A 24,092-nucleotide genomic window follows, 5' to 3' on the forward strand; every position below is an offset into this window, starting at 1 on the left:
ATGGCCTTCGACGTCCACGCCGCCCGGGCCGAGTTCCCGATCCTCGCCCGCCAGGTGCACGGCAAGCCGCTGGTCTATCTGGACAGCGCCGCCTCGGCCCAGAAGCCGCGGGCGGTGATCGAGGCGATGAGCCATGCGATGGAGCACGCCTACTCCAACGTCCACCGCGGCCTCCACACCCTGGGCAACGAGGTGACCGAGGCCTACGAGGCCGCCCGCCGCAAGGTGGCCGCCTTCATCGGCTGCGACGTCGGCGAGGTGGTGTTCACCAAGGGCGGCACCGAGGCGATCAACCTCGTCGCCGCGGGGCTGGCGCGCACGCTGAAGCCGGGCGATGAGATCCTGCTCACGCAGATGGAGCACCACGCCAACATCGTCCCCTGGCACTTCCTGCGCGAGCACTGGGGCGCGGTGCTGAAGTTCGCGCCGGTGAACGACGATGGCTCGCTGGACGTCGAAGGCTTCCAGGCGCTGCTCAGCGAGCGGACCAAGGTGGTCGCCTTCACCCACATGTCCAACGTTCTGGGGACCAAGAACCCCGTCCGCGAGCTCACCAGGATGGCGCAGGACGCCGGCGCCCAGGTGCTGATCGACGGCTGCCAGGGCATCGTCCACGGCCCGGTCGACGTGCGCGAGATCGGCTGCGACTACTACGTATTCTCCGGCCACAAGCTCTACGGTCCCACGGGAATCGGCATCCTTTACGGCAAGGCCGAACGGCTGGCCGCGCTGCCGCCCTATCAGGGCGGGGGAGAGATGATCGGCACCGTGACGTTCGACGAGATCACCTACGCGGACGCCCCGCACCGCTTTGAAGCGGGCACCCCGCCGATCCTGGAGGCCATCGGCCTGGGCGCGGCGATCGACTGGCTGGGCGGCTACGACCGCGCCGAGATCGCCGAGCACGAGGCCAAGCTCTACCGCCGGGTCCGCGAGGCGCTGAACGGGGCCAACTGGCTGCGCGTGCTGGGCGAGGCGGAAGGGAAGGGAGCGATCCTCTCCTTCACCGTCGACGGCGCCCACGCCCACGACGTGGCCCAGATCCTCGACCGCTACGGCGTCGCCGTGCGCGCCGGCACCCACTGCGCCGAGCCCCTTATGCGGCGTTTCGGCGTCACGTCGAGCGCTCGGGCCTCCTTCGCCCTATATAACACCGAGGAGGAGGCCGACGCCTTTGTCGACGCGCTTACCCGAACTCAGGCTTTCTTCGCTTAAGTGAGCTCCATGGACGACGCGACCGCCATCGATGGGACGACCAAGACGCCGCTCAGCCAGGCTGAGCTGGACGCGCTGACCGACGAGCTGATCGAGAAGCTCAAGACGGTCTACGACCCCGAAATCCCTGTCGACATCTACGAGCTCGGCCTGATCTATAAGGTCGACGTCTCGGACGACAAGGACATCGCCATCGACATGACCCTGACCGCCCCCGGCTGCCCGGTGGCCGGCGAGATGCCGGGCTGGGTGCAGGATGCGGTGCAGTCGATCCCGGGCGTGCGCAACGTCAAGGTCGAGCTGGTCTTCGATCCGCCGTGGGACCCGTCGCGGATGAGCGACGAGGCCAAGCTCCAGCTGAACATGTTCTGACCATGACCGAGCTGCAGACCACCTTCACCCCCAGAGCCCGCCGCCCAAGGCCCAAGGTCGTCACCCTGACCGACGCCGCCGCCGAGCGCGTGCGCGAGATCATGGCCGGCGCCGACCGGCCCTACATCGGCCTGCGCGTTGGCGTGAAGAATGGCGGTTGCGCGGGACAGGAGTACGTCCTCGAGTACGCCGAGAAGGCCGACCCGCTGGACGAAGTGGTGGAGGACAAGGGCGTCACCATCCTGATCGAGCCCAAGGCGGTGCTGTTCCTGCTCGGCACGGTGATCGACTACGAGGTCACCCGCCTGTCCTCCAAGTTCGTCTTCCAGAACCCCAACGAAACCGACGCCTGCGGCTGCGGCGAGAGCGTGACGATCGAGCCGGCGAAACCGGAATAGCTCTTCCCTCCCCTTCATGGGGAGGGTGGACGCCCGCGAAGCGGGCGGACGGGTGGGGAACGGTCGTGTAAGCTCTACCTATGGGGTCGCCCACGAATATGGCTCGGCGGCTGCGGTCGAGCATGAGTTCGCACGAGGTCCGGCTCTGGAGCCGCCTCAAGCGACTGCGCGAACGTGGATTTCACATCCGCCGACAGGCCCCGTTTCGAGGTTACTTCCTGGACTTCGTTTGCTTCAGCCGCAGGCTGGTCATCGAAGTCGACGGCAGCCAGCACCAGGATGAGGTTCAGGCGGACCATGATCTGGTCAGGGATAGGATCCTGGCGCGTGAGGGCTTCAGAACGCTGCGACTTACGACGGGCCAGATCAACGAAGACATCGGCGCCGTCATGGACACGATCGTCTTCGAGCTCGAGGCGAGACCCGACTTCCCCACCCGTCCCCGCGCTGCGCGCGGGTCCACCCTCCCCATGAAGGGGAGGGAAGGGCGCGCCACCCTCCCCTGAAGGGGAGGGAAGGGGGACCGTCTCCCCTAACGTCCCGAGAACTGGGCCGGGCGCTTCTGGATGAAGGCGGCGACGCCTTCGCGGAAGTCCTCGGTGCGGCCGGCGTCGCGCTGGACGACGCGTTCGGCGTGGAGCTGATCGGCGAAGTCGTTGTCGAGGGAGTCCCAGATCAGCCGGCGGATCATGCCGATGGACTTGGGCCCGCTGGCGAGCGCCCGGGCGAGCTCTAGGGCGGTGGGCATCAGCTGCTCGTCCGGGACGCAGCGGTTGATCAGCCCCCATTCCAACGCCTGGCGGGCCGGCAGCCGCTCGCCGAGGAGGGCCATCTCCATCGCCCGGGCCCGACCGATGTGGCGGGGCAGGATGTAGGTGGAGCCGCCGTCCGGCACGAGGCCGATGCGGCGGAAGGCCTGCAGGAAGTAGGCGCTCTCGCCGGCCACGATCAGGTCGCCCATCAGCGCCAGCGAGCAGCCGACGCCCGCGGCCGCCCCGTTCACCGCCGTGACGATGGCGTGCGGGTAGTTGCGCAGGCCGGTGATGAACGGGTTGTAGACGCTCTCCAGCGCGGCCCCGGCGTCGTTCTCGCCGCGCGGCTGGCTGAGGCCGCCGGCCGCGCCGCCGCCCGCCGTGAGGTTGGCCCCCGAGCAGAAGCCGCGGCCCTCGCCGGTGAGCACCACCGCCCGTACCCCGGAGTCTTCCCGGGCGAACCCGTCGAAGGCGGCCCGCAGCCCCTCCATCACGTCCATGCCGGCCGCGTTCAGCGTCGCCGGGTCGTTGATGGTGATGACGCCGACCTGGCCGTCGGTATGGGTCCTGACCTTATCCACGCGCGCCTCCTGATTTTGGAGGCATCATGAACCGCTGTCGCCGCGTCAGGCTAGGCCGCGTTGGCGATCGACTCGGCGCTGGTGACGCGGTTGCGGCCGTTGCGCTTGGAGGCGTAGAGCGCCGCGTCCGCCCGCTCGACCAGCGAGTGCGGCGTCTCGCCGGGGCGCAGCATGGCCATGCCGGCGGAGAGGGTGATCTGGCCCAGATCTTCGCCGGTGGACCGGCGCTTGAGGATCCGCGAGTTCACCTCGGCGCGCATGGCCTGCAGGCCGGCGTAGACGTCCGCCGCGCTCTCGCCCGTGAAGATGACCGCGAACTCCTCGCCGCCGTAGCGGGCGCAGAACCTCGGCGCAGGCGCGTTGCGGCCGATGACGCTGGCCACGTAGCGCAGCACCTGGTCGCCGGTCTGATGGCCCCAGGTGTCGTTGAAGAGTTTGAAGTGGTCGATGTCGAGCACGGCCAGCGCCAGCGGCCGGCCGGTCTGGCGCGCGTCCTCGCAGGCCTGCTCGAGCTTCTCGTCGAAGGACTTGCGGTTGGCGATGTTGGTCAGGCCGTCGGTGGTGGCGTCCTTGCGCACCTGCTCCAGGTGGTCGCGCAGCCGGCTGACCTCGGCGCTGGACTCGGCCAGGCGGGCCTCCAGGGCGCGGTTCTCGTCCTGCACCCGCTGGGTCGCCGTGGACAGGGTGTCGACGGTGGCCTTCAGCCGCTCCACGTCCTGGACGCCGCCGCCGAGGTTGCGGCTGGCGACCGCCAGGGTCTCGCCATAGACGTGGCTGGTCTTCTGGGCGTCGGCGATGGCCAGCGACACGGCCGCCAGTTCGCGACCCAGCTGGTCGCCGGCGTCGCGGATGTGGTCGGTCAGCCGGGACTTCGGCAGGAAGTGCGCGGCCAGCTGCTCGGTCACGCTTTCGGTGAACGCCTCGCCGGAGGAGATCAGGCGGTCGATCTCCTGGGCCAGCGGGCTTTGCGGATCGGCGACGTAGTTGACCCAGAGTTCGAAGTTAACGGCCGTCGGCCAGACGCCGGCCTTCTCCATCGCGTCGACCGCGTTGCGGGCCAGGGCGTAACCGCCGTGGGCGCGCAGCCTGCTGTCGACTCCCTCTGACATCACAATCGGTTCCCCTGACGCGGGCGCCGCTGCGCGGCTCCCTGGGCGCCATAGGACGCTAGCCGGGATAGTCGAATGGACGGTTAAGCCGCTAGGTTTACAACCGTTTAGGACGGACGGGTCGGACGCAGCAGGAAGGCCGGGGCCTCCTCGCCGAAACCCACCACCGCGCCGTCGTCGTCGCCTTCGCGGCGCGGCCGTTCGCGGCCGCGACGGGCGGCCTCGCGGGGCGGGCGCTCGCGCTCGGCACGTTCAGGACGTTCGGTCCGTTCGGGCCGCTCGGCGCGGGCCGGGCGCTCGGCCCGCGGAGCCGGCGCTTCGGCGGCCTCGGGCGCTTCGGCCTCGGCCGCCTCGGGCTCGCGCTCGCGGCGGCTGCGGCTCGGACGCTCGCGGCGCTCGGCGCCCTCGCTGCGCGGCGCGCGCTCGCCACGGGCGCCGCGTTCGCGACGGGCGCCGCGCTCGCGCCCGCCGCCGCGGCTCTCGTCCTTCAGGCTGTCCCAGTCGAGGTCGAGCTCGATCCGGTCGACGTTCTTGACGATCAGCTTCTGGACCTTGTCCAGGTTCTTGGAGTCGGCCGGCGTGACGATCATGAACGCCTGCCCCGACTTGCCGGCCCGGCCGGTGCGGCCGATCCGGTGGACGTAGTCGTCGGCGTGGTGCGGCACGTCGTAGTTGAAGACGTGGGAGACGTCCGGGATGTCCAGGCCCCGGGCGGCGACGTCCGAGGCGCAGAGCAGCTTCAGCTCGCCCTTGCGGAACGAATCCAGCGTGCGCATGCGGGTCGCCTGGTCCAGGTCGCCGTGGATCGGCGCGGCGTCGAAGCCGTGCTTCTTCAGCGACTTGGCGACGATGTCGACTTCGCTCTTGCGGTTGCAGAAGACGATGCCGTTCTTCACGTCGGCCCGCTCCACGAGGGCGCGCAGCGCGGCGCGCTTGGCCTTCGGGTCGGCGGTGGGGATCGGCACCAGGTGCTGGGCGATGGTCTCGGCGGTGGTCGCCGGGCGGGCCACCTCGATCCGCAGCGGATCGTTCAGGAACTGCTTGGTGAGCCGGGTGATCTCCGGCGGCATGGTGGCCGAGAAGAACAGCGTCTGCTTCTTCGGCGGCGTCAGCTTGAAGATGCGCTCGAGGTCCGGGATGAAGCCCATGTCGAGCATCCGGTCGGCCTCGTCCACGACCATGACCTGCACGCCGGTCATAAGCAGCTTGCCGCGCTCGAAGTGGTCGAGCAGCCGGCCCGGGGTGGCGATCAGCACGTCCACGCCCCGGTCGAGCTTGGCCTCCTGGTCGCCGAACGAGACGCCGCCGATCAGCAGCGCCCAGGACAGCTTCTGGCCCTTGGAATAGCGTTCGAACGAGGCGGCCACCTGGTCGGCCAGCTCCCGCGTCGGGGCCAACACCAGGCACCGGGGCATGCGCGCCTTCGAGCGGCCTGCCGCCAGCCTGTCGATCGTCGGCAGGGTGAAGGCCGCCGTCTTGCCGGTGCCGGTCTGGGCGATCCCGAGGATATCGCGGCCCTGCAGCGCCACGGGGATGGCCTGGGCCTGGATCGGTGTTGCGGTGGTGTAGCCGGTCTCGGCGACGGCGGCGAGCGTCGCAGGCGAGAGGCCCAGTTCAGAAAATTCGGTCATGGTCGACTAATCGGGCGTTCGGTTGGGCGCGAGGGCGCGCCGTCCCGACTCGCGGCGGCGCGGACGAGGCTCGGCCGCGCGCCGCGGAACATAGGGAGATAGGCCCTGCTGTCAACGCGAGGCGGCCGTCTCATCTCGCCCTCGGGTAGACGTTGATCTGGATGAAGGCGCGGAAGACCTGGTCGGTGCGCCCCCGCCGCTCGGCGCGCCGAGCCTCCCGGCGATGGCGCCAGGCGGCGAAATCGATCGTGCGGCGCAGGCCGAAACCGGCGATGCGGGCCCGGAGCGAGGGCCTGGGCCGCTCGGCGACGCTGTACTCCGGCACGTGGGTGACGGCGCCCGCGGGCGCCGTCAGTGGGCGGGCGAAGTCTCCGGGGCGGTCCCCGGCTTTTTTTTTGGCGCCGCGGGCTCCTCGTCCTTCTGTTCGGGCCAAGCGGCCCGGGCGTCGGCCATCGCCTTGCCCCGATGCAGGGCGTCGACGAACGAGCGGCTCGCCTCGCCGAGCGCGAAGGCCAGCGCCGAGCTGCCGCTCGCCACCGCGCCGGCGGCGTCCTGGGCCGCGTGCGGGGCTTCGGCGGGCGGGTGATCGCGCAGGAACCGCCGGGTCTTGGAGTTCTTCTTCGCCTGGGTCCCGACAACCGCCGCACCGGCGGCCACCAGGGCGTCGGCGAGGATGTTGCGGCCCATCGGCGAGCTCAGCACGCCGTCCAGGTCACGCCGCAGCCGCTTGGGGACCTTGGCGCCGGCGATACGCTTGGGCACGACGCCCTTCTTCTTCTTCGACTTCTTCTTGGCCATGAGCCGTCTCCGTCAGTCGCCGAGACAACGTGACCGGAGCGGCGACGTTCCGAGGCGGCCTCAGACGTCCAGGTCGGCGGCGGCGAACTCGGCGTTTTCCTGGATGAAGCGGAAGCGCAGCTCGGGCTTGCGGCCCATCAGGGTCTCCACCAGGTCCTCGACCGCCTCCTCGGCGCGGGGAAGGGTGACGCGGGCCAGGGTCCGGGTCTTCGGATCCATGGTCGTCTCCTTCAGCTGGGCCGGCATCATCTCGCCCAGGCCCTTGAAGCGGCTGATGTCCGGCTTCTTGCCCTTGAACTCGGTGGCCAGCAGCTGCTCGCGGTGCTCGTCGTCCTTGGCGTAGACGACCTTGGAGCCGTGGCTGATCCGGTAGAGCGGGGGCAGGGCCAGATAGAGCCGGCCCGAACGGATCAGCTCCGGCATGGTCCGGTAGAAGAAGGTGATCAGCAGGCTGGCGATGTGGGCCCCGTCCACGTCGGCGTCGGTCATGATGACCACCCGCTCGTAGCGCAGGTCCTCTTCCTTGAACTTGCTGCCCGCCTGGACGCCGAGGGCCAGCAGCAGGTCGGCCAGCTCCTTGTTGGCCACCAGCTTGTCGGCGCCGGCGGAGGCGACGTTCAGGATCTTGCCGCGCAGGGGCAGGATGGCCTGGGTGCGCCGGTCGCGCGCCTGCTTGGCCGAGCCGCCGGCGCTATCGCCCTCGACCAGGAAGATCTCGGTCCCGTCGGTCGCCTGGCCCGAGCAGTCGGCCAGCTTGCCAGGCAGCCGCAGCTTGCGCGTGGCCGAGGCCCGGGCGACCTCCTTCTCCTTGCGCCGCTTCAGCCGCTCCTCGGCCCGTTCGATGACGAACTGGAGGAGGGCGCCAGCCGCCTTCGGCTGGCCGGTCAGCCAGTGGTCGAAGGGATCGCGAAGGGCGTTCTCGACGAGGCGCTGGGCTTCCGAGGAGGACAGCCGCTCCTTGGTCTGGCCCTGGAACTCGGGGTTGCGGATGAACACCGAGACCATGCAGCCGGCCTGGGCGACCACGTCCTCGGCGGTGATCAGCCCGGCCCGCTTCTCGCCGACCAGTTCGCCATAGGCCTTGAGGCCGCGGGTGAGGGCGGCGCGCAAGCCCGCCTCGTGGGTGCCGCCCTCGGGGGTCGGCACGGTGTTGCAGTAGGACTGCATGAAGCCGTCGGCCTCGCCGAAGCCGGCGGGCGTCCAGGCGACGGCCCATTCCACCTTGTGCGGATCGCCCGGGCGCTCGTAGCGGCCGGCGAAGGGCTCGGGGGTGACCGTCTCGATGTCCTTGACCCGTTCGGCCAGGAAGTCGGCCAGGCCGTTGGGGAAGCGGAAGACCGCCTCGGCCGGAGTCTGGTCGTGGATCCGCGAGGGGTCGCACTTCCAGCGGATCTCGACGCCGCCGAACAGGTAGGCCTTCGAGCGGGCCATCCGGTAGAGCCGGGCCGGCTTGAAGGCGCAGCCCTCTCCGAAGATCTGCTCGTCGGGCCGGAAGGCGACGGCCGTGCCCTTGCGCTTGGTGGGCTCAAGCTTCTCGATCTGGCCCAGCGGCTTGCCGCGCGCGAAGGCCTGGCGCCAGACGAAGCCGTCCTTCCAGGAGGTGACCTCGACGTGCTCGGAAAGGGCGTTGACGACCGACACGCCCACGCCGTGCAGGCCGCCGGAGGTCTCGTAGGCCTTGCCGGAGAATTTCCCGCCCGAGTGCAGGACGGTCATGATCACTTCCAGCGCCGACTTGCCCGGGTGCTTCGGGTGCGGGTCGACCGGGATGCCGCGGCCGTCGTCGCGCACAGTCAGCGTGCCGTCGGCTGCGAGGGTGACCTCGATCACCTTGGCGAAGCCGCCCACGGCCTCGTCCATGGCGTTGTCGAGCACTTCGGCGAACAGGTGGTGCAGGGCCCGCTCGTCGGTCCCGCCGATGTACATGCCCGGCCGCTTGCGGACCGGCTCCAGCCCCTCCAGGACCTCGATGTCCTTGGCCGAATAGCCGCTTGCGGGCGCCTTGACGCCCACGACGGCGGGATCGGGGCGCGGCTCGTGAGCCTCGGCCAGCGGCGCGGCCGGGGCCGGGTTCAGCGCATCGTCGAAGAGTGAGGCTTGGGCGGTCTTTGGCACGGGAGCAAGGTGGCGCGATTCGGGGAGGGGTTCGTATGCGGCAGGGCGGCCGCCGGGGGCAAGCTCCACCGCAATGTGGCGTCTCGCCGCTTGCCAAGCGCGTGGGCCTCTGGCTCCATTCGCCCGGACGCGGACAAGCGCCAGCATAGGCGCGGCCGCGGGCTTGGGAGGATCAACCTATGTCGCTCGAGAGCGCGCGCCCGCGTGGGCGCCCCGTACCCAAAGAAATCCTGAACATCGTCGGCACGGCGCTCGCCGTGTTCCTGGCCGTGTTCCTGGGCAGCCTGCTGGTCTCGGTGATCCCGCCGGAGAGCAAGTCGGTCTGGTTCACCGCCGGGGCCTTCCTGACGCCCGCGGCGGCGATGTTCGCGCTCTACTGGCTGATCGCGCAGAAGTTCTGAGGCGAACCTTCCTTCCGCACGAGGCTCGCCGGTGACGGGTTGGGACGCAATGCGGCCCTACCTGTCACCCTGCGCGCGGTGGGTGACAGGCAGCGCCTGCGGCGCAGCCCGTCACCGGACGGTCAGTCCTTCGCCCGTTCCACGTAGGAGCCGTCCTCGGTGAGGACGACGATCTTCGTGCCCGCGGTGATGTAGGGCGGGATCATCGCCCGTTGGCCGTTCGACAGGATGGCCGGCTTGTAGGACGACGAGGCCGTCTGGCCCTTCACCGCCGGCTCGGTCTCGACGATCTCGAGCGTCACGCGCTGGGGCAGGGTGATGGCGATCGGCACACCGTCGTGGGTGGAGAGGGAGACGGTCATCCCTTCCTGCAGGTAGACGGCCGCATCGCCGATCACTTCCGGGCTGGCGACCAGCTGGTCGTAGTTCTCCGGGTTCATGAAGTGGAAGCCTTCGCCGTCCTGGTAGAGGAAGGTGTGGTCCCGCTCGTCCACGAAGGCGCGCTCCACCTGCTCGGTGGTGCGGTAGCGCTCGGAGATCTTCACCCCGTCGGAGATGCGGCGCATGTTCAGCTGGGTCACCGGGGTGCCCTTGCCGGGGTGGATGTTCTCGGCGTTCAGGACGACGTAGAGCTTGCCGTCGATGTCGACGACGGACCCTTTCCTGAGCGAGCTGGCGGCGACCTTCACGTCTTTCGTATCCTTCGTTCTCGTCCGCGGCCGTTTGAGCCGCGCCCGGTGTAATTTTCGCTAAACAGCGGCGTGGGCGTGCACCTATAGCGATTGGCGCAAATTCGCCAGCCGCCGTCGCGTCGCGCCCGACCCCAGGTTCCCATTGTCCCAGCCGTCCCCATCCCCCTGGTGGAGCCCAGAGCGCCACGCCGACCGCCGCCCGTTCCTTGCAGCGCGCGCGCGCATCAAGGCGGGCCTGCGCGGCTGGTTCGAGGGCCAGGGGTTCACCGAGGTGGAGGCCGGGATCCTGCAGGTCTCGCCCGGCAACGAGGCCCATCTGCACGCCTTCGCCACCGAGGCGCTTGGGCCGGCCGGCGAGCGGCGGGGGCTCTACCTCCACACCTCGCCGGAGTTCGCGGCCAAGAAGCTGCTGGCGGCCGGGGAGGGGGCGATCTTCGACTTCGCCCGGGTGTTCCGCAACCGCGAGCGCGGGCCGCTGCACCATCCCGAGTTCACCATGCTGGAATGGTACCGGGCCGGCGCGCCGTACCAGGTTCTGATGGACGATTGCGCCTCGCTCCTGGGGCTAGCCGCCGAGATGGCCGGGGCCGCGACGCTCGCCTTCCGCGGCCGGACGGCCGATCCGTTCGCCGAGCCGGAGCGGGTCACCCTGGCCGAGGCGTTCGACCGGTTCGCCGGGATCGACCTGCTCGCCACCGTTGAGGCCGAAGAGGTGGACCGCGACGGCCTGGCCGCCGCGGCGTCCGCCGCGGGCGTCCGCGTTGCGGCGGACGACGGCTGGTCCGACATCTTCTCCAAGGTGCTGGTTGAGCGGATCGAGCCGCACCTGGGCGACGGCCGGCCGACGATCCTGTGCGAATATCCGGCGCAGGAGGCCGCGCTCGCCCGGCCCAAGCCGTCGGACCCGAGGGTGGCCGAGCGGTTCGAGCTCTACGCCTGCGGCGTTGAGCTGGCCAACGCCTTCGGCGAGCTCACCGACCCGGCCGAGCAGCGCCGCCGCTTCGAGGCGGAGATGGCCGAGAAGGCGCGCGTCTATGGCGAGCGCTATCCCATCGACGAGGACTTCCTGGCGGCGCTCGCCCGGATGCCGCCGGCCAGCGGCTCGGCGCTGGGCTTCGACCGGCTGGTGATGCTGGTTACGGGCGCCCAGAGGATCGAGCAGGTGCTATGGACGCCCGTCCCCGAGTTCGATCCGCCCCGATGACCTTCCACAAGACGCTGCGCACCGCCGAGGCCCTGGCCGACGCCGGGCTGATCGATCCCGCGCGGCTCCCGGAGCTGCAGGCGGTGGCCGCCCGCTACGCGGTGGCGGTGACGCCGGCGGTGGCCGAGCGGGTCGCGGCCGAGAACGGGGAGGGGCCCGTCTCCCGCCAGTTCCTGCCCGACCCCGCCGAGCTGGAGACACGCCCAGAGGAGAGCGCCGATCCGATCGGCGACTTCGCCCATGCGCCGGTGGAGGGCATCGTCCACCGCTACCCCGACCGGGTGCTGCTGAAGGTCACCCACACCTGCGCCGTCTACTGCCGCTTCTGCTTCCGGCGGGAGATGGTGGGGCCGGACGGGCACGGCGCGCTGGCCGGCGAGGCGCTGGACGAGGCCCTGGCCTACATCGCCGCCCGTCCCGAGATCTGGGAGGTGATCCTGACCGGCGGCGATCCGCTGGTGCTGTCCCCCCGCCGGATCGCCGAACTGATGGCCAGGCTGGGCGCGATCGAGCATGTGAAGGTCGTGCGCATCCACACCCGTGTGCCGGCGGTCGATCCCGAGGCGGTGACGCCGGAACTCGTCGCGGCCCTGCAGCCGCCGGCGGGCAAGGCCGTGTGGGTCGCCCTGCACGCCAACCACGCCGACGAACTGACGCCGGCGGCCCGCGCCGCCTGCGCCCGGCTGATCGACGCCGGCCTGCCGATGGTCTCCCAGACGGTGCTGCTGAAGGGCGTCAACGACACGCCGCAGGCGCTGGCCGCCCTGATGCGCGCCTTCGTCGAGACCCGCATCCGGCCCTACTACCTGCACCATCCGGACCTGGCCCCGGGCACCAGCCATCTGCGCCCGACGCTGGAAGAGGGCCGGGCGGTGGTCTCGGCGCTGCGCGGGGCGGTGTCGGGCCTGGCCCAGCCCACCTACGTCGTCGACCTGCCAGGCGGCCGGGGCAAGGTTCCTGCGAGCGAGGCCTGGCTGGAGGCCGACGCCCAGGGTGAGCCCGATTACGCCTCGGCCAGGCGCCCCACGACGCAGGGGAACGGCGGCTAGCGGACCGCCTCGCGCGCCATGCGCCCCACCTCCCGCCACAGCCGCAGCTCCTGCTCGGCGTCGGCCAGGGCGCGGTGGCGGACCGGTTCGGTGGCGACCGCTAGGCGGGCGAGCGTGACGAGCCCCTCCACCTCCTCCGGCGTGGGATCACGGCCCCAGGCCTCGGCGATGGCCGCCGCGTGCGCCTCGGCGGTCGGCTTGAAGCGCATCGCGTGGCGCGGGAGCCCGGCGGCGCGGAGCAGCACGCTCAGCCACTTCCCGTCCCACGACGGGGCGCTGACGTAGACCTCGTTGTCGCCAAGAACCTCGAGGATCCGGCGGGCGACGGCCTCGTGCGGCTCGCCCTCGCTCAGCAGGCGCTCGCGGGTCAGTCGGTGCACGGCCGCCGCGTCGGCGGCCCAGTCGGTCCAGCCGGGCGCTGGCCGGATCAGGTGCTCCTCGCGCCGGCCGTCCTCGAACACCCATCCGACCTCGATGGGATAGCTGTCGTCGGCCAGCGAGGAGGCTTCGAAGTCGAGGAAGGCGCGCATCGCGGAAGGGAACGTATCACCCCCGTGAACGGATAAGCCTTGCGGAACAGTGTTCGGATCGCCCCACTGTGGGCCGACAAGACGTTGGGGAGATGAAGACCATGGCCGACGGCGCCGTAGATGTACTGGCGGACGCCCGGGCGCTGGCCCGCAGGCGCGCCTACGAGACCCCGCTGGAGACGCTGAACCCGGCCTGGGCCTCGGCCTTCCGCGACGATTCGCACTGGGTCTATTTCGACCGGCTGCGCAAGGAAGACCCGGTCCACTACACCCCGGACAGCAACTACGGGGCCTTCTGGTCGATCACCAAGTACAACGACATCATGGCGATCGACACCAATCACCAGGTGTTCTCGTCGGCCAAGGGCATCGCCCTGTCGCCCAAGTCCAGCGTCCTGCCGCCTGAGGCGCAGCTGGCCCGCGACCGCGCCGCCGCTCCGAGCTTCATCGGCATGGATCCACCCGGCCACGACGTCCAGCGCAAGACCGTGAGCCCGGCCGTCGCCCCGGCCCGGCTGCACGAGATGGCGCCGCAGATCCGCGAGCGCGCCGGCCAGATCCTCGATTCGCTGCCGATCGGCGAGCCGTTCGACTGGGTCGACCTGGTCTCGAAAGAGCTCACCACCATGACGCTGGCGACGCTGTTCGACTTCCCGTTCGAGGAGCGCCGCAAGCTGACCTTCTGGTCCGACACCATGACCACGGCGCCCGGCCACGGCCCGGTGGCCAGCTACCAGGAGATGCGCGAGGCGCTGAACGACTGCCGGAACTACTTCATCGACCTGTGGAACCAGCGGGTGAACGCCCCGCCGGCCGGCGACCTGATCTCGATGCTTGCGCACGGGCCGGAGACCCGCGACTGCACGATGGACGAGTTCTTCTCCAACGTGACGCTGCTGATCATCGGCGGCAACGACACCACCCGGAACACCATCTCCGGCTCGGTGTTCGCCCTGAACCGCAACCCGGACCAGTACGAGAAGCTGCGGGCGAACCCGGCCCTGATCCCCTCGATGGTGTCGGAGACCATCCGCTGGCAGACGCCGCTGGCGCACATGTCGCGCACGGCCAACCAGGACTTCGAGTTCCAGGGCAAGACCATCCGCGAGGGCGACAAGGTGGTCATGTGGTACGTCTCGGGGAACCGGGACGACGAGGTCATCGAGGACCCGTACGCCTACATCATCGACCGGCCGCGGCCGCGCCAGCACCTGTCGTTCGGCTTCGGCATCCACCGCTGCGTCGGCAACCGGCTGGCCGAGCTGCAACTGACCATCATCTGGGAAGAGATCCTCAAGCGCTTCCCGGAGGTCCGTGTGCTCGAGGAGCCCAAGCGCACCTATTCGATCTTCGTCAAAGGCTACGAGGAGATGAAGGTCCTGATCCCCTCCCGGCGTTAGACGCCGAGAGCTGCGGCGTTTCCGCAGACCTTTTCAGGGCCTGGCGATCGCTCGCCAGGCCCTGTTTTCGCGCTAGTGCTGGCTCTCGGGCGTCTGCACGAGCAGGCCGTCGAGTTCGGGCTTCACCTTGATCTGGCAGGCGAGGCGGGAGTTCTCCTGGGTGTTCTCGGCGAAATCGAGCATGCTCCGCTCCATGTCCGAGGCCGGCTCCAGCCGGTCCAGCCAGCTCTCGTCCACATAGACGTGGCAGGTGGCGCAGGCGCAGGCGCCGCCGCAGTCGGCGTCGATCCCGCCGATGGCGTTCTTCACGGCGCCCTCCATGACGGAGAGGCCTTCCGGCAGCTCCAGGGTCCGCTCTTCCCCGCTATAGGTCCTGTAGGTGATCTTCGGCATGGTCCTCCCCTCGGCGATGCTGTCCGCCGCCTTGTGGGATCGAATACAACGACCTGAACGCTGTTCGAAAAGCCGACAAAACAGCATCTTGCAGCGGGCCCTGAGGGAGGCGGCGAGGGCGGCGCGGCGCCCGCCGACGACACACGGCCCGCGAAAAGCGCGCCGCCGTCGCAGCGGCGCTTGCAGAGCGGGGGCATCGTGGCTTCACTGGCCTCCCGCGTCCCGCCTGACCCGAGCCCCGCATGAGCATCCCGACCGCCGCCCAGCCGGCGCGTCCGCCGCGCCACTACCCGACGCCCGCCGCCAAGTGCGCGGACCTGGTGGTGCACGTGGTCGGCCTGACGCTGGCGCTGGTGGGCGGGGCCGTGCTGCTGATCCTCGCCGTGCAGGAGCGCTCGATCAGCCTCGTCGTGGGCGTGTCGATCTACGCCGCGGGCCTGCTGGCGATGCTGGGCTTCTCCACCGCCTACAACTTCGCCAAGGCCGCCTGGCGGCCGCGGCTGCGGCGCCTCGACCACGCCGGCATCTTCCTGATGATCGCCGGCTCCTACACCCCCTTCACGACCCAGCTGCTCGACGGCGCCTGGGCCATCGGCATGACTGCGGCGGTGTGGTCGATCGCCGGCCTCGGCGCCCTCGGCAAGCTCTTCCTGAAGGAGCTCGACCGCAAGTTCTGGGTGGTGCTCTACCTGGCGCTGGGCTGGATCGTCGTCATCGCCCTGCGCCCGCTCGCCTCCAGCATCACCTGGGGCGCGCTGGTGCTGCTGGCCGTCGGCGGCGTCCTCTACTCCACCGGCGTCGCCTTCTACGTGAACAAGCGACTGAAATTCGCCAGAGCCATCTGGCACGGCCACGTCGTCGCCGCCGCCTCGGCCCACTGGGCCGCCGTGCTGATCGGCGTGGTGCTCGCCTCGCGCTGAGGCGTCGAAGCCGTCAGGAGGACCCTGCCCATGACCATCGCGCGATCCCTTATCGCCCTGGCGGCCGCGGGGCTGCTGGCGGCCTGCCAGGCGGCGGCGGGGGCGGGGCCGCCGTCGTCGGGCGGACGGCCGGGCCCGGGCGGGATGTGCGGCGGCATCGCCGGCTTCTCCTGCCCGAGCGGCCAGAGCTGCATGATGGAGCCCGGCCAGTGCCGCATGCCGGACGCGGCGGGCGTCTGCCGGCCGACGCCGCAGGCCTGCACCCGCATCTACCAGCCGGTCTGCGGCTGCGACGGCAAGACCTACGGCAACGCCTGCGAGGCGCAGTCGGCGGGCACGAACGTGCTCTCGCAGGGCGAGTGCCCGGCGAACTGACCGGCGCCTCGGCCGGCGTGCGCCACAATCGGCTTTACGGCGGCGCAGAGAGCCCCTAGCGAGCGATCCGCCCCGCCTGTCGATGGCGGGCGACCTTTGGGGGACTTCGCATGGCCTCGGGCCTCGCCGCACTGCTCGACGACGTCGCCGGCATCGCCAAGATCGCCGCCGCCTCGGTGGACGACGTCGCCGGGGCGGCCGGGCGGGCGGGCTCCAAGGCGGTCGGGGTGGTGGTCGACGATGCGGCGGTGACGCCCGGCTACGCCATGGGCTTCACGCCCGACCGCGAGCTGCCGATCATCTGGAAGATCGCCCTCGGCTCGCTGAAGAACAAGTTCGTCTTCCTGCTGCCCGGCGCCCTGCTGCTCAGCGCCTTCGCCCCCTGGGCGGTGACCCCGCTGCTGATGCTCGGCGGCGCCTATCTCTGCTTCGAGGCCACAGAGAAGCTCATGGAGGCCGTCGGCGGCCACCACCCCGGCGAGGACCTGAGCGAGCTGGCCCTCAGCTCCGAAGAGCTGGAGAAGCAGAAGGTCGCGGGCGCGATCCGCACCGACCTGATCCTCTCGGCCGAGATCATGGCCATCGCACTGGCCGATCTCTCCGACCGGTCGCTGGCCGTGCAGGCGGCCGCCCTGGCGCTGGTCGGGCTGGTCATCACCGTCGGCGTCTACGGCGTCGTGGCGCTGATCGTGAAGATGGACGACGTCGGCGTGCACCTGTCGCAGCGGCCGGACGCCTTCCGCCGCGGCCTGGGGCGCGGGCTGGTCCGCGCCATGCCGCACGTGCTCTCGCTGCTGTCGGTGGTCGGCACCGCAGCGATGCTGTGGGTCGGCGGCGGCATCATCGTGCACGGGCTTCACGAGTTCCACGTCGACTTCGTGCCGAACCTGGTGGAGGGCGCCCGGCACGCCGCCGCCGCGGCCCTGCCGGCCGTCGGCGGCGTCGCCGGCTGGATCGCCTACGCCGCCGCCTCGGCGGTCGTGGGGCTGACGGTCGGCGCGGCCGTCGTCGCCGCCTTGCTGCCCTTCCACCGCAAGCACTAGCCGCGGAACCCTCATCCAGCGACGCAGTTAGCGTTGCAATGGTCCTGAGTAAGTTCGCGTTTTCGCCCCGCCCGCAGACCCTGCGCGTCGTCTCCGCCGCAGACCTCCCCCATCGCCGTCCGCCGCTCGGCTGGCCCGTCCGGGCGGTGCGCCAGGCGAGCCTGATGCTTTGCGCCTCGGCGGTCCTGGCCACCGGCGCCGCGTGCCAGGAGGGGCCGCCGGGGGACGTCGCAGGCGCGGAGCTGCGCCGCCTCGCCGGCGATCCTCTGGTGGAGCGGTTCTACTCGGCCCGCGGCTGGAGCGCCGCCTGGGGCGAGCGCGAGGCGAGGGCGTTGACCGAGGCGCTGGAGGCCGCGCCGCGCCACGGCCTGAACGCCCAACCCTTCCTCGAGATGATCGTCGCCTCGGAGGATCCGGCCCGGCGCGATGCGGGCCTGACCCAGGCCGCCCTGGCCTACGCCAAGGCGCTGGCCCATGGCGTGGTCGACCCGAACAGCCTGCACGACATTTTCGAGCTGGAGCGGAACAACGTCGACGTGGTCGCCGGCCTCGCCCAGGCCTTGGAGCGCGGCGAGGTTGCGGATTGGCTGGCCTCGCTGCCGCCGCAGGACGCCGAGTACCAGGCGCTGTCCCGCGCCTATCTTGCGGCGCGCGCCGATCCTGCCCCCGGCGGCGGCCTGGAGGACGGGCCGCTGATCCGCCCCGGAGGTTCCGATGCGCGCCTGCCGGCGATCGCGCGACACCTGCAGGCGCGCGGTTATCTGGACGAGGCCGCGGATCCGGAGACCTACGGCCCCGACCTGGTCGCCGCGGTCCGCAAGCTGCAGACGGAGGCGGGCCTGAAGCCCGACGGGATCATCGGGCCGGCGACCCTGAAAGCCCTGGGCGCCGGCTCGGCCGAGCGGGCCCGGCAGCTGGCGGTGAACCTGGAGCGCCGCCGCTGGCTCGCGCGCCGTCCGCCGGCGACCCGCATCGACGTGAACACCGCCTGGGCGACGCTGGCCTACGTGGACAACGGGGCGGTGGCCTGGTCGGGCCGCACGGTGGTCGGCGAGAAGAAGCGGGCGACGCCGATGCTGCAGGACTCGTTCCGGCAGCTGGTCGTGAACCCGCCCTGGAACGTGCCCCAGCGGATCGCCGCCGAGGAGATCCTGCCCAAGGGCGCCGGCTACCTGCGCCGCAACAACATGGTCGTGCAGGACGGACGGGTGATCCAGCGCCCGGGCCCCGACGCCGCCCTGGGGCTGGTCAAGTTCGACATGCAGAACGAGTACGCCATCTATCTGCACGACACCCCGGCCAAGGCCCTGTTCGCCACCGACCGGCGGCACCGGAGCCATGGCTGCGTCAGGGTGGAGAAGGCGGTCGAGTTCGCCCGCTTCCTGGCCGAGCGGTACGGCGCCGCCAACTTCGAGGACGCTCTCGCCTCGGGGGAGACGACGGTGGTGGAGCTCACCGCCGAGCTTCCGGTGCGACTGCTCTACCACTCGGCCGTCCTGGGCCCCGACGGCCGCATCCTGCTGGGGCCGGACCCCTACGGCTGGGACGCGCGGCTGGCGCAGGCGATGGGGCTGGGCGGCGGCGAGGGGGCCGCGTCCGAGGCCGAGAGCGCCGGAGCGGTGGAACTCGGGCCCTAGGCGTTCAGGGTCGGGGTCGTCAGGCCGGTTTCGCGCTGCACCTCGCCGGCGGCGAGCCCCGGCGCCGCGACCCAGTTGGCGAACAGCTTGCAGTTGGCCTGCAGCACGGCCTCGGGCGTGAAGGCAGAGGTCAGGTCCGCGACGTACTCGGCCCAGATGCGCCAGCCGCTCTCCCACAGACCGATGGCCTCGACGGCGCCCTTGCCGAGCGTCTCGGCGGCCAGGTGGGGCAGGAAGGGGTGCGGTGCTGGGGTCATGACGGCCTCCTCGCCCCCCGGCGCGATGTCTAGACCGGCCTTGCCTTCCGGCGCGAATCACAAGGCGGCCCTTAACGAGCTTTTCGGCATTCGCTGCGAATATCGTCGTTCGGGAACGGCTCTGTCGCCGACTTGGGCGATCCGGAGCCGAGGGGAGGCCCGCGGTGGACACACTCGGCGGCGCGCGCATGGCCGATGGCGAGTTCGGCATCCAGACGACCCGCCGGCTCGGCCGATCGAGCCAGCGCGGCCGGTTGGCCGCGGCCGCCGCGTTCGCGCTGATCGCCCTGATCTTCCTGCCCTGGCCCTTCGTGATGGGCTGGCTGGCGGCGGTGCTCATCTGGGAGGCGGTCAGCACCCAGCTTCTCGACCGCTACGTCGTCGGCCTGCCGCAGGAGAGGGGCCTGGCGGTCTACGCGGTGCTCAACGTCGCGGGCGCGGCCATCTTCCACCTGCTCGCCGTGGCCTCGCTCGCCCAGGGTTCTGCCGTCGGGGTGGCGCTCGGGATCGCCTGGCTGTCGGGCTCCTTCACCAACATCTTCGTCTATTTCGCCGGGTCGCGCCGCCTGCTGTGGATCTCGCTGGCGCCGGGGATCCTGGCGGCCCTGGCCGGCCCGATCCTCGCCTACGGCCCCGGCCTGACGGCGCTGGCGATCTCAGGCCTGATCCTGATGGGCCTGGTCGCGGCCCGCGGCTACGCCCTGGACCACCAGGCGGTGCTGAGCCAGCTCGCCGACCGGCAGTTCGACCTCCTGGACCTGGAGCGCAAGGTCTCCGTCGCGCTAGAGGCGGCCGGCGACGGCCTGATCGAGTACGACCTGCGCAACGGGGCCTACTACGGCGACCGCAACTGGCTGGCGATGTTCGGCTATGCGCCGGGCGAGCTTGCCATGCCGATCCTGCACCTCAGCGACTTCCTCCATCCCGAGGACGAGGGCCGTCTGCGCAGGAGCTACGCCGAGCACCTGGAGGGCCGCACGCCGCACACCACCTGCGAGGTGCGGATGCGCTGCAAGGACGGGAGCTACAAATGGGTCCTGACCCGCGGCCGCGTCGTCGAGCGCGACGCCGCGGGCGAGGCCGTGCGCATCCTGGGCACGGTCATCGACATCTCCGCCCGCAAGGCGCTCGAGCATGAGCTGGAGGCCGCCCGCGACGCGGCCGAGGCCGCCAACCTCGCCAAGAGCCAGTTCGTCGCCAACATGAGCCACGAGATCCGCACGCCGCTGAACGGCGTGGTCGGCGTGGCCGGCGCGCTGGCGCGGACCGGCCTGACCCCGCAGCAGCAGGAGATGGTGGGTCTCATCCAGTCCTCGGGCCAGGTGCTTGAGCGGCTGCTGAGCGACATCCTCGACCAGGCCAAGATCGAGTCCGGCGCCTTCGCGCTGGAGACCGCCCCGTTCGACCTGCGGGCCGAGATCGACAGCGCGGTCGAGCTGATGCGCGCCCGGGCCGAGGAGAAGGGGCTGGCGTTCCGGCTGGTCTACGGCCTGGCGGCCCAGGGCGTGTTCGTCGGCGACGCCGTTCGGATCCGCCAGATCGTCTCCAACCTCGCCTCCAACGCCATCAAGTTCACTGACGCCGGCGAGGTGCGCATCACCGTCGACGCGGTGGCCGGGGAGGGCGGGAGCGAGCGGCTGAGGATCGCGGTCGCGGACACCGGCATCGGCATCGCGCCGGACGCGGCCGTGCGGCTCTTCCAGCGGTTCAGCCAGGCGGACGGCTCCATCTCGCGCCGGTTCGGCGGCACCGGGCTGGGCCTGTCGATCAGCCGCGCGCTCGCCGAACTGATGGGCGGCGACATAGCCGTCGCGTCCGAGCCGGGGCGGGGCAGCGTCTTCACCGTGACCGTCCCGCTGGCCCGGGCCGAGAGTTCGGCGCCGGTCCCGGAGGGCGCCCGCGCCCAGGACGAGCCGCTCGCCCGGCTGAAGGGCATGCGCGTGCTGCTAGCCGAGGACCACCCGACCAACCAGAAGGTCGTGCAGCTGATCCTGGAGCCGCTCGGCGTGGCGCTGCACGTGGTCGACAACGGCGCCCTGGCGGTGGACGCCTTCCGGCCCGGCGCCTTCGACCTGGTGCTGATGGACATGCAGATGCCGGTGATGGACGGGCTGGCGGCGGTGGGCGAGATCCGCCGCCGCGAGGCCCGGGCCGGCGCGGCCCCCACGCCGATCGCCATGCTGACCGCCAACGCCTCGCCCGAACATCGCCAGGCCGCCGAGGCGGCCGGCGCCGACGCCCACGTGGCCAAGCCGATCACCCCGGAGAGCCTGATCGCCGGCATCGCCGCCGCGCTGGCGCCGGAAGGGCGCGGCGCGGCCCGGACCGGCTGACGCGCCTGACCTAACGGAAACCGAATTGCGCCCTCCCTGGCGCCCGCTAAAGTGGTGGGAACGATAAAGGGAGGAACGCCGATGCCCTACGCTGCGGGCCGGGTCATCAACGACGCCGACAGCCACATCATGGAGAGCCTGGACTGGCTATCCAGCTACGCCGATCCCGCCGTGAAGGACCGGCTGGGCAGCATGCGGCTGGAGGCCGGCGGATCGGGCGCCGCCAAGGCGATCGCCAGGGCCGTGGAGCGGATCAAGGATCCGGCGGCCACCGCCGAGATCGCCAGCAACGTCGTCGCCGGGCCCAAGGGCTGGGCCGCCTTCGGCGCCATCGACCCGGACGAGCGGCGCAAGGCGCTCGACGACCTGGGCTTCGCCCGCCAGCTGGTGTTCACCACCTTCGCCGGCTCGCAGTTCCTGCCGGCCAAGGATCCGGAGGTGAAGTACGGCGGCGCGCGGGCGCTAAACCGGGCGATGGCCGACTTCTGCAAGGGCGATCCGCGGCTGATCGGGGTCGGCGTCGTGCCGCTGGACGAGCCGGCCCTGGCGCTGGCGGAGATCGATGCGGCCATCCGCGCCGGCTGCGGCGCCATCTGGCTGCCCGCCGCGCCCGCCGGCGAGCGCTCGCCCGGCCATCCGGACCTCGATCCGGTCTGGCGGCGGATGAGCGAGGCGGGCGTGCCGTTCATGCTGCACGTGGGCGCGCTGTCGCCGACCCTGCCGAGCGCCTACCACAACAACGGCCACCCGCGGCCCAAGGACTGGCTGGGCGGGGGCGAGAACCTGCGCGCCAAGGACTTCTTCTCGCTGTCCTTCGCGCCGCAGAATTTCCTGGCGGCCATGGCCCTCGACGGCGTCTTCGAGCGCTTCCCGAAGCTGCGCGGCGGGGTCATCGAGCTGGGCGCCGGCTGGGTTCCGGACTTCCTGCGCCGCCTCGACCAGGCCTGGAAGGGCTGGCGCAAGACCGACCCGGTGGTGGGCTCGCTCACCGTCCCGCCGTCGGAGTACATCCGCCGGGCCGTGCGCTTCACGCCCTTCGCCACCGAGGACGCGGGCCTGATCATCCGCGAGGGCGGGGAAGAGCTCTTCCTGTTCTCCTCCGACTACCCGCACCCGGAGGGCACCAAGAACCCCATCGAGCGGTTCGAGGCCAGCTTCGAGGGGCTGAGCGAAGAGGCGAAGGACCGCTTCTATCGCCGCAACTTCGAGGACATGTTCGCGGGCTGAGCGACCACCGCTCTACCTCCCCCGCGCAGCGGCGTGAGGGGGACCAGTCGCCGAGCGCCAGCGAAGAGCGACTGGTGGAGGGGGCGGGCCACGGGCCGGGCGCTTTGGACTGCCGCAGGATCGCGGTGGAGAGGCGGAGCATGCGGCTCGCCCCCTCCACTCCCCGCTCTTCAGCCGGCCTTCGCCGGCTTCGGCGGGCGGTCCCCCTCCCGCCGCTTCGCGGGGGAGGTAGGAGCTAGCTGTCCGCGAAGCCGAACGGCGCCGTCGTTCGGCGGATGTCGTCGGGGAGGATCTGGCGGCCGATGGGCGGGGCGCTGCGGGCGGTGCATTCGGTGCGGTGGCACAGGCGGCAGGTGACGCCGATCGGGGTCGCCGCCTCCGGACGCTGGCCGCCGGGCCCCTGGGTATAGATCAGCTTGTGGGCGTGCTCCTCGGCGCAGAGCAGGCCGATGGCCCGGTCGACCCGGGGGCGGCCATAGCCGCCGCCGCCCGCGGTCACCGTGCGGGCGATGGAGAAGAACTTCTGCCCGTCCGGCAGCTCCAGCCATTGGGTGAGGATCTGCCTGGGCCGCTGGAAGGTCTCGTGGACGTTCCACAGCGGGCAGCCGCCGCCGTGGCGGGCGAACGGGAAGCCCGCCCCGTCCAGCCGCTTGGAGACGTTGCCGGCCGGGTCGACCCGGATGAAGAAGAACGGCACCCGCTCCTGGCCGGGCTTCTGCAGGGTGGTGAGCCGGTGGGCGGTCTGCTCGAAGCTGGCCCCGAACTGGCGGGCCAGGGCCTCCACGTCGTAGCGGCGCGCCTCCACCGCCCGGGCGAACGGGCCGTAGGGCATCATGATGGCCGCCGCCGCATAGCCGGCCAGGGCGCGGCGGGTCAGCCGCTCGCCGCTCTCTGTGGCGAAGCTGCCCTCGGCCAGCGCGGTGTCGATCTCCTTGCCCATCTCGAGATAGGCGAGCTGCAGGGCCAACTGGAACCGCTGGCTGGCGGCGTCCAGTTCGTCGTCGAGCAGGATCTCGCGCCGGTGATGGTCCAGCCTTCGCATCGAGCCGACCATCACGCTGGAGGGGATGCGCCGGACCCGCAGGTTGTGGCGGTCCTTGAAGTAGGCCGGCAGGCTGCCCTCGTGCTCGGCGATCAAGGCGGCGAACTTCTCGGCCGCATCGTCCAGCAAGGGGAAGCAGTTGCGGCGCGCCGCCAGGAACCGGCGCGACTCGTCCACCGGATCGGGGGCCTCCGAGCCCTCGCGCCCCTCCGCGCCGCGGTCGGCCAGCGCCAGGTGCTCCTCCTGGTAGGCGGTGTAGAGGCGCAGGAAGGCCTCGGCGACGCCCGGGAAGTTGCCGGCCACGTCGCCGACCTCCAGCGAGGGCAGCTCGATGTCGGCGAAGATCGGGTCCTTCAGCACCTGCTGCAGCTTGGCCGAGACGTCCGCCCCGCCGCCGCCGGTCAGGCTGGCGATGTCGAGGTTGTAGGTCTGGGCCAGGCGCAGCAGCATCTCGGCGCTGAGCGGCCGGTGGTTGCGCTCCAAGAGGGCCACATAGGAGGGGGAGACCTCCAGGTCCTGGGCCATGTCGAACTGGGTCAGGCCCCGCTCGCGGCGGATCCGCCGAAGAGCCGGGCCGAGGTAGAGGCGGCGGTCTGCACGCATGCCGTATCGGTCCTT

25 protein-coding genes are annotated in these 24,092 nt (G+C 71.1%); 14 read left to right on the top strand and 11 right to left on the bottom strand.

Translation table 11 applies throughout. The features are described 5' to 3' along the window. From ACFSC0_RS15520 to ACFSC0_RS15535, 4 genes are all read left to right on the top strand, one after another. The gene (locus tag ACFSC0_RS15520; RefSeq protein WP_377284104.1) at positions 1-1,215 is read left to right on the top strand and encodes an aminotransferase class V-fold PLP-dependent enzyme; all 1,215 of its coding nucleotides are present in this window, start codon (positions 1-3) and stop codon (positions 1,213-1,215) included. 9 nt (positions 1,216-1,224) lie between these two features. Next, positions 1,225-1,587: an SUF system Fe-S cluster assembly protein gene (locus ACFSC0_RS15525; protein WP_377284103.1), complete on the top strand. Its 363-nt coding sequence runs from the start codon at positions 1,225-1,227 to the stop codon at positions 1,585-1,587. 2 nt (positions 1,588-1,589) lie between these two features. After that, entirely contained in the window at positions 1,590-1,985 is a 396-nt protein-coding gene (locus ACFSC0_RS15530) for a HesB/IscA family protein (RefSeq protein WP_377284102.1), read from the top strand. A 122-nt stretch (positions 1,986-2,107) separates the two neighbouring features. Continuing rightward, complete coding sequence (locus ACFSC0_RS15535; RefSeq protein ID WP_377284101.1) at positions 2,108-2,491, top strand: endonuclease domain-containing protein; 384 nt, start codon at positions 2,108-2,110, stop codon at positions 2,489-2,491. A gap of 26 nt (positions 2,492-2,517) precedes the next feature. Here ACFSC0_RS15535 and ACFSC0_RS15540 read toward each other — a convergent pair whose 3' ends face one another. The 6 genes from ACFSC0_RS15540 to parE form a co-directional block, all read right to left on the bottom strand. Then, the gene (locus ACFSC0_RS15540; protein WP_377284100.1) at positions 2,518-3,318 is read right to left on the bottom strand and encodes an enoyl-CoA hydratase/isomerase; all 801 of its coding nucleotides are present in this window, start codon (positions 3,316-3,318) and stop codon (positions 2,518-2,520) included. Positions 3,319-3,368: 50 nt separating this feature from the next. After that, the gene (locus ACFSC0_RS15545) at positions 3,369-4,427 is read right to left on the bottom strand and encodes a GGDEF domain-containing protein (protein ID WP_377284099.1); all 1,059 of its coding nucleotides are present in this window, start codon (positions 4,425-4,427) and stop codon (positions 3,369-3,371) included. Between the two features lie 107 nt (positions 4,428-4,534). Further along, a complete protein-coding gene (locus ACFSC0_RS15550) occupies positions 4,535-6,058 on the bottom strand; it encodes a DEAD/DEAH box helicase (RefSeq protein WP_377355203.1) in 1,524 nt (507 codons plus the stop codon). A 130-nt stretch (positions 6,059-6,188) separates the two neighbouring features. Beyond that, complete coding sequence (locus tag ACFSC0_RS15555) at positions 6,189-6,383, bottom strand: hypothetical protein (protein WP_377281784.1); 195 nt, start codon at positions 6,381-6,383, stop codon at positions 6,189-6,191. A 26-nt stretch (positions 6,384-6,409) separates the two neighbouring features. After that, complete coding sequence (locus ACFSC0_RS15560) at positions 6,410-6,856, bottom strand: hypothetical protein (RefSeq protein WP_377281785.1); 447 nt, start codon at positions 6,854-6,856, stop codon at positions 6,410-6,412. Between the two features lie 60 nt (positions 6,857-6,916). Next, positions 6,917-8,971 carry a DNA topoisomerase IV subunit B gene (parE, locus tag ACFSC0_RS15565; RefSeq protein ID WP_377281786.1) on the bottom strand — a complete coding sequence of 685 codons (2,055 nt, stop codon included), beginning with the start codon at positions 8,969-8,971 and terminating at the stop codon, positions 6,917-6,919. 179 nt (positions 8,972-9,150) lie between these two features. Here parE and ACFSC0_RS15570 point away from each other — a divergent pair, with 179 nt between their 5' ends. Continuing rightward, positions 9,151-9,372, top strand: coding sequence for a hypothetical protein (locus tag ACFSC0_RS15570; RefSeq protein ID WP_377281787.1), 222 nt, complete (start codon positions 9,151-9,153; stop codon positions 9,370-9,372). A 122-nt stretch (positions 9,373-9,494) separates the two neighbouring features. On the opposite strand, the gene efp is transcribed toward ACFSC0_RS15570, so the two are convergent. Then, a complete protein-coding gene (gene efp, locus ACFSC0_RS15575) occupies positions 9,495-10,061 on the bottom strand; it encodes an elongation factor P (protein ID WP_377281788.1) in 567 nt (188 codons plus the stop codon). A 145-nt stretch (positions 10,062-10,206) separates the two neighbouring features. Here efp and epmA point away from each other — a divergent pair, with 145 nt between their 5' ends. Then, positions 10,207-11,268 (top strand): EF-P lysine aminoacylase EpmA, encoded by a 1,062-nt coding sequence (gene epmA, locus ACFSC0_RS15580; RefSeq protein ID WP_377281789.1) that lies wholly within the window; start codon positions 10,207-10,209, stop codon positions 11,266-11,268. Further along, positions 11,265-12,317 (top strand): lysine-2,3-aminomutase-like protein, encoded by a 1,053-nt coding sequence (locus ACFSC0_RS15585; RefSeq protein ID WP_377281790.1) that lies wholly within the window; start codon positions 11,265-11,267, stop codon positions 12,315-12,317. Before epmA ends, ACFSC0_RS15585 begins: the two co-directional genes overlap by 4 nt. Here ACFSC0_RS15585 and ACFSC0_RS15590 read toward each other — a convergent pair. After that, a complete protein-coding gene (locus ACFSC0_RS15590) occupies positions 12,314-12,847 on the bottom strand; it encodes a hypothetical protein (protein WP_377281791.1) in 534 nt (177 codons plus the stop codon). The genes ACFSC0_RS15585 and ACFSC0_RS15590 overlap by 4 nt on opposite strands. Positions 12,848-12,948: 101 nt before the next feature. Between ACFSC0_RS15590 and ACFSC0_RS15595 the strand changes: the two genes are divergently transcribed. Next, the gene (locus ACFSC0_RS15595; protein WP_377281792.1) at positions 12,949-14,247 is read left to right on the top strand and encodes a cytochrome P450; all 1,299 of its coding nucleotides are present in this window, start codon (positions 12,949-12,951) and stop codon (positions 14,245-14,247) included. A gap of 72 nt (positions 14,248-14,319) precedes the next feature. Here ACFSC0_RS15595 and ACFSC0_RS15600 read toward each other — a convergent pair whose 3' ends face one another. Continuing rightward, positions 14,320-14,640, bottom strand: a complete 321-nt coding sequence (locus ACFSC0_RS15600) for a 2Fe-2S iron-sulfur cluster-binding protein (RefSeq protein ID WP_377281793.1) — start codon at positions 14,638-14,640, stop codon at positions 14,320-14,322. Positions 14,641-14,882: 242 nt separating this feature from the next. Here ACFSC0_RS15600 and trhA point away from each other — a divergent pair, with 242 nt between their 5' ends. The 4 genes from trhA (at position 14,883) to ACFSC0_RS15620 (ending at position 18,615) form a co-directional block, all read left to right on the top strand. Then, positions 14,883-15,560, top strand: a complete 678-nt coding sequence (gene trhA / locus ACFSC0_RS15605) for a PAQR family membrane homeostasis protein TrhA (protein WP_377281794.1) — start codon at positions 14,883-14,885, stop codon at positions 15,558-15,560. A gap of 30 nt (positions 15,561-15,590) precedes the next feature. Further along, positions 15,591-15,935 carry a Kazal-type serine protease inhibitor family protein gene (locus tag ACFSC0_RS15610; protein WP_377281795.1) on the top strand — a complete coding sequence of 115 codons (345 nt, stop codon included), beginning with the start codon at positions 15,591-15,593 and terminating at the stop codon, positions 15,933-15,935. A 110-nt stretch (positions 15,936-16,045) separates the two neighbouring features. Next, positions 16,046-16,978: a DUF808 domain-containing protein gene (locus tag ACFSC0_RS15615; protein ID WP_377281796.1), complete on the top strand. Its 933-nt coding sequence runs from the start codon at positions 16,046-16,048 to the stop codon at positions 16,976-16,978. Between the two features lie 38 nt (positions 16,979-17,016). Then, the gene (locus tag ACFSC0_RS15620) at positions 17,017-18,615 is read left to right on the top strand and encodes a L,D-transpeptidase family protein (protein WP_377281797.1); all 1,599 of its coding nucleotides are present in this window, start codon (positions 17,017-17,019) and stop codon (positions 18,613-18,615) included. On the opposite strand, the gene ACFSC0_RS15625 is transcribed toward ACFSC0_RS15620, so the two are convergent. Next, on the bottom strand, positions 18,612-18,872 hold the full coding sequence (locus tag ACFSC0_RS15625) for a hypothetical protein (RefSeq protein WP_377281798.1): 261 nt from the start codon (positions 18,870-18,872) through the stop codon (positions 18,612-18,614). The genes ACFSC0_RS15620 and ACFSC0_RS15625 overlap by 4 nt on opposite strands. A gap of 164 nt (positions 18,873-19,036) precedes the next feature. Between ACFSC0_RS15625 and ACFSC0_RS15630 the strand changes: the two genes are divergently transcribed. Together ACFSC0_RS15630 and ACFSC0_RS15635 are read left to right on the top strand one after the other, a co-directional pair. Then, positions 19,037-21,205, top strand: coding sequence for a hybrid sensor histidine kinase/response regulator (locus ACFSC0_RS15630; RefSeq protein WP_377281799.1), 2,169 nt, complete (start codon positions 19,037-19,039; stop codon positions 21,203-21,205). An 81-nt stretch (positions 21,206-21,286) separates the two neighbouring features. Beyond that, positions 21,287-22,432 (top strand): amidohydrolase family protein, encoded by a 1,146-nt coding sequence (locus ACFSC0_RS15635; protein ID WP_377281800.1) that lies wholly within the window; start codon positions 21,287-21,289, stop codon positions 22,430-22,432. 235 nt (positions 22,433-22,667) lie between these two features. Here the strand turns inward: ACFSC0_RS15635 and ACFSC0_RS15640 are convergent, their stop codons facing one another. After that, positions 22,668-24,077 (bottom strand): helix-turn-helix domain-containing protein, encoded by a 1,410-nt coding sequence (locus tag ACFSC0_RS15640; RefSeq protein ID WP_377281801.1) that lies wholly within the window; start codon positions 24,075-24,077, stop codon positions 22,668-22,670. Positions 24,078-24,092: the final 15 nt, after the last annotated feature.

The organism is Phenylobacterium terrae, from assembly GCF_042681205.1.
Lineage (GTDB): Bacteria > Pseudomonadota > Alphaproteobacteria > Caulobacterales > Caulobacteraceae > Phenylobacterium > Phenylobacterium terrae.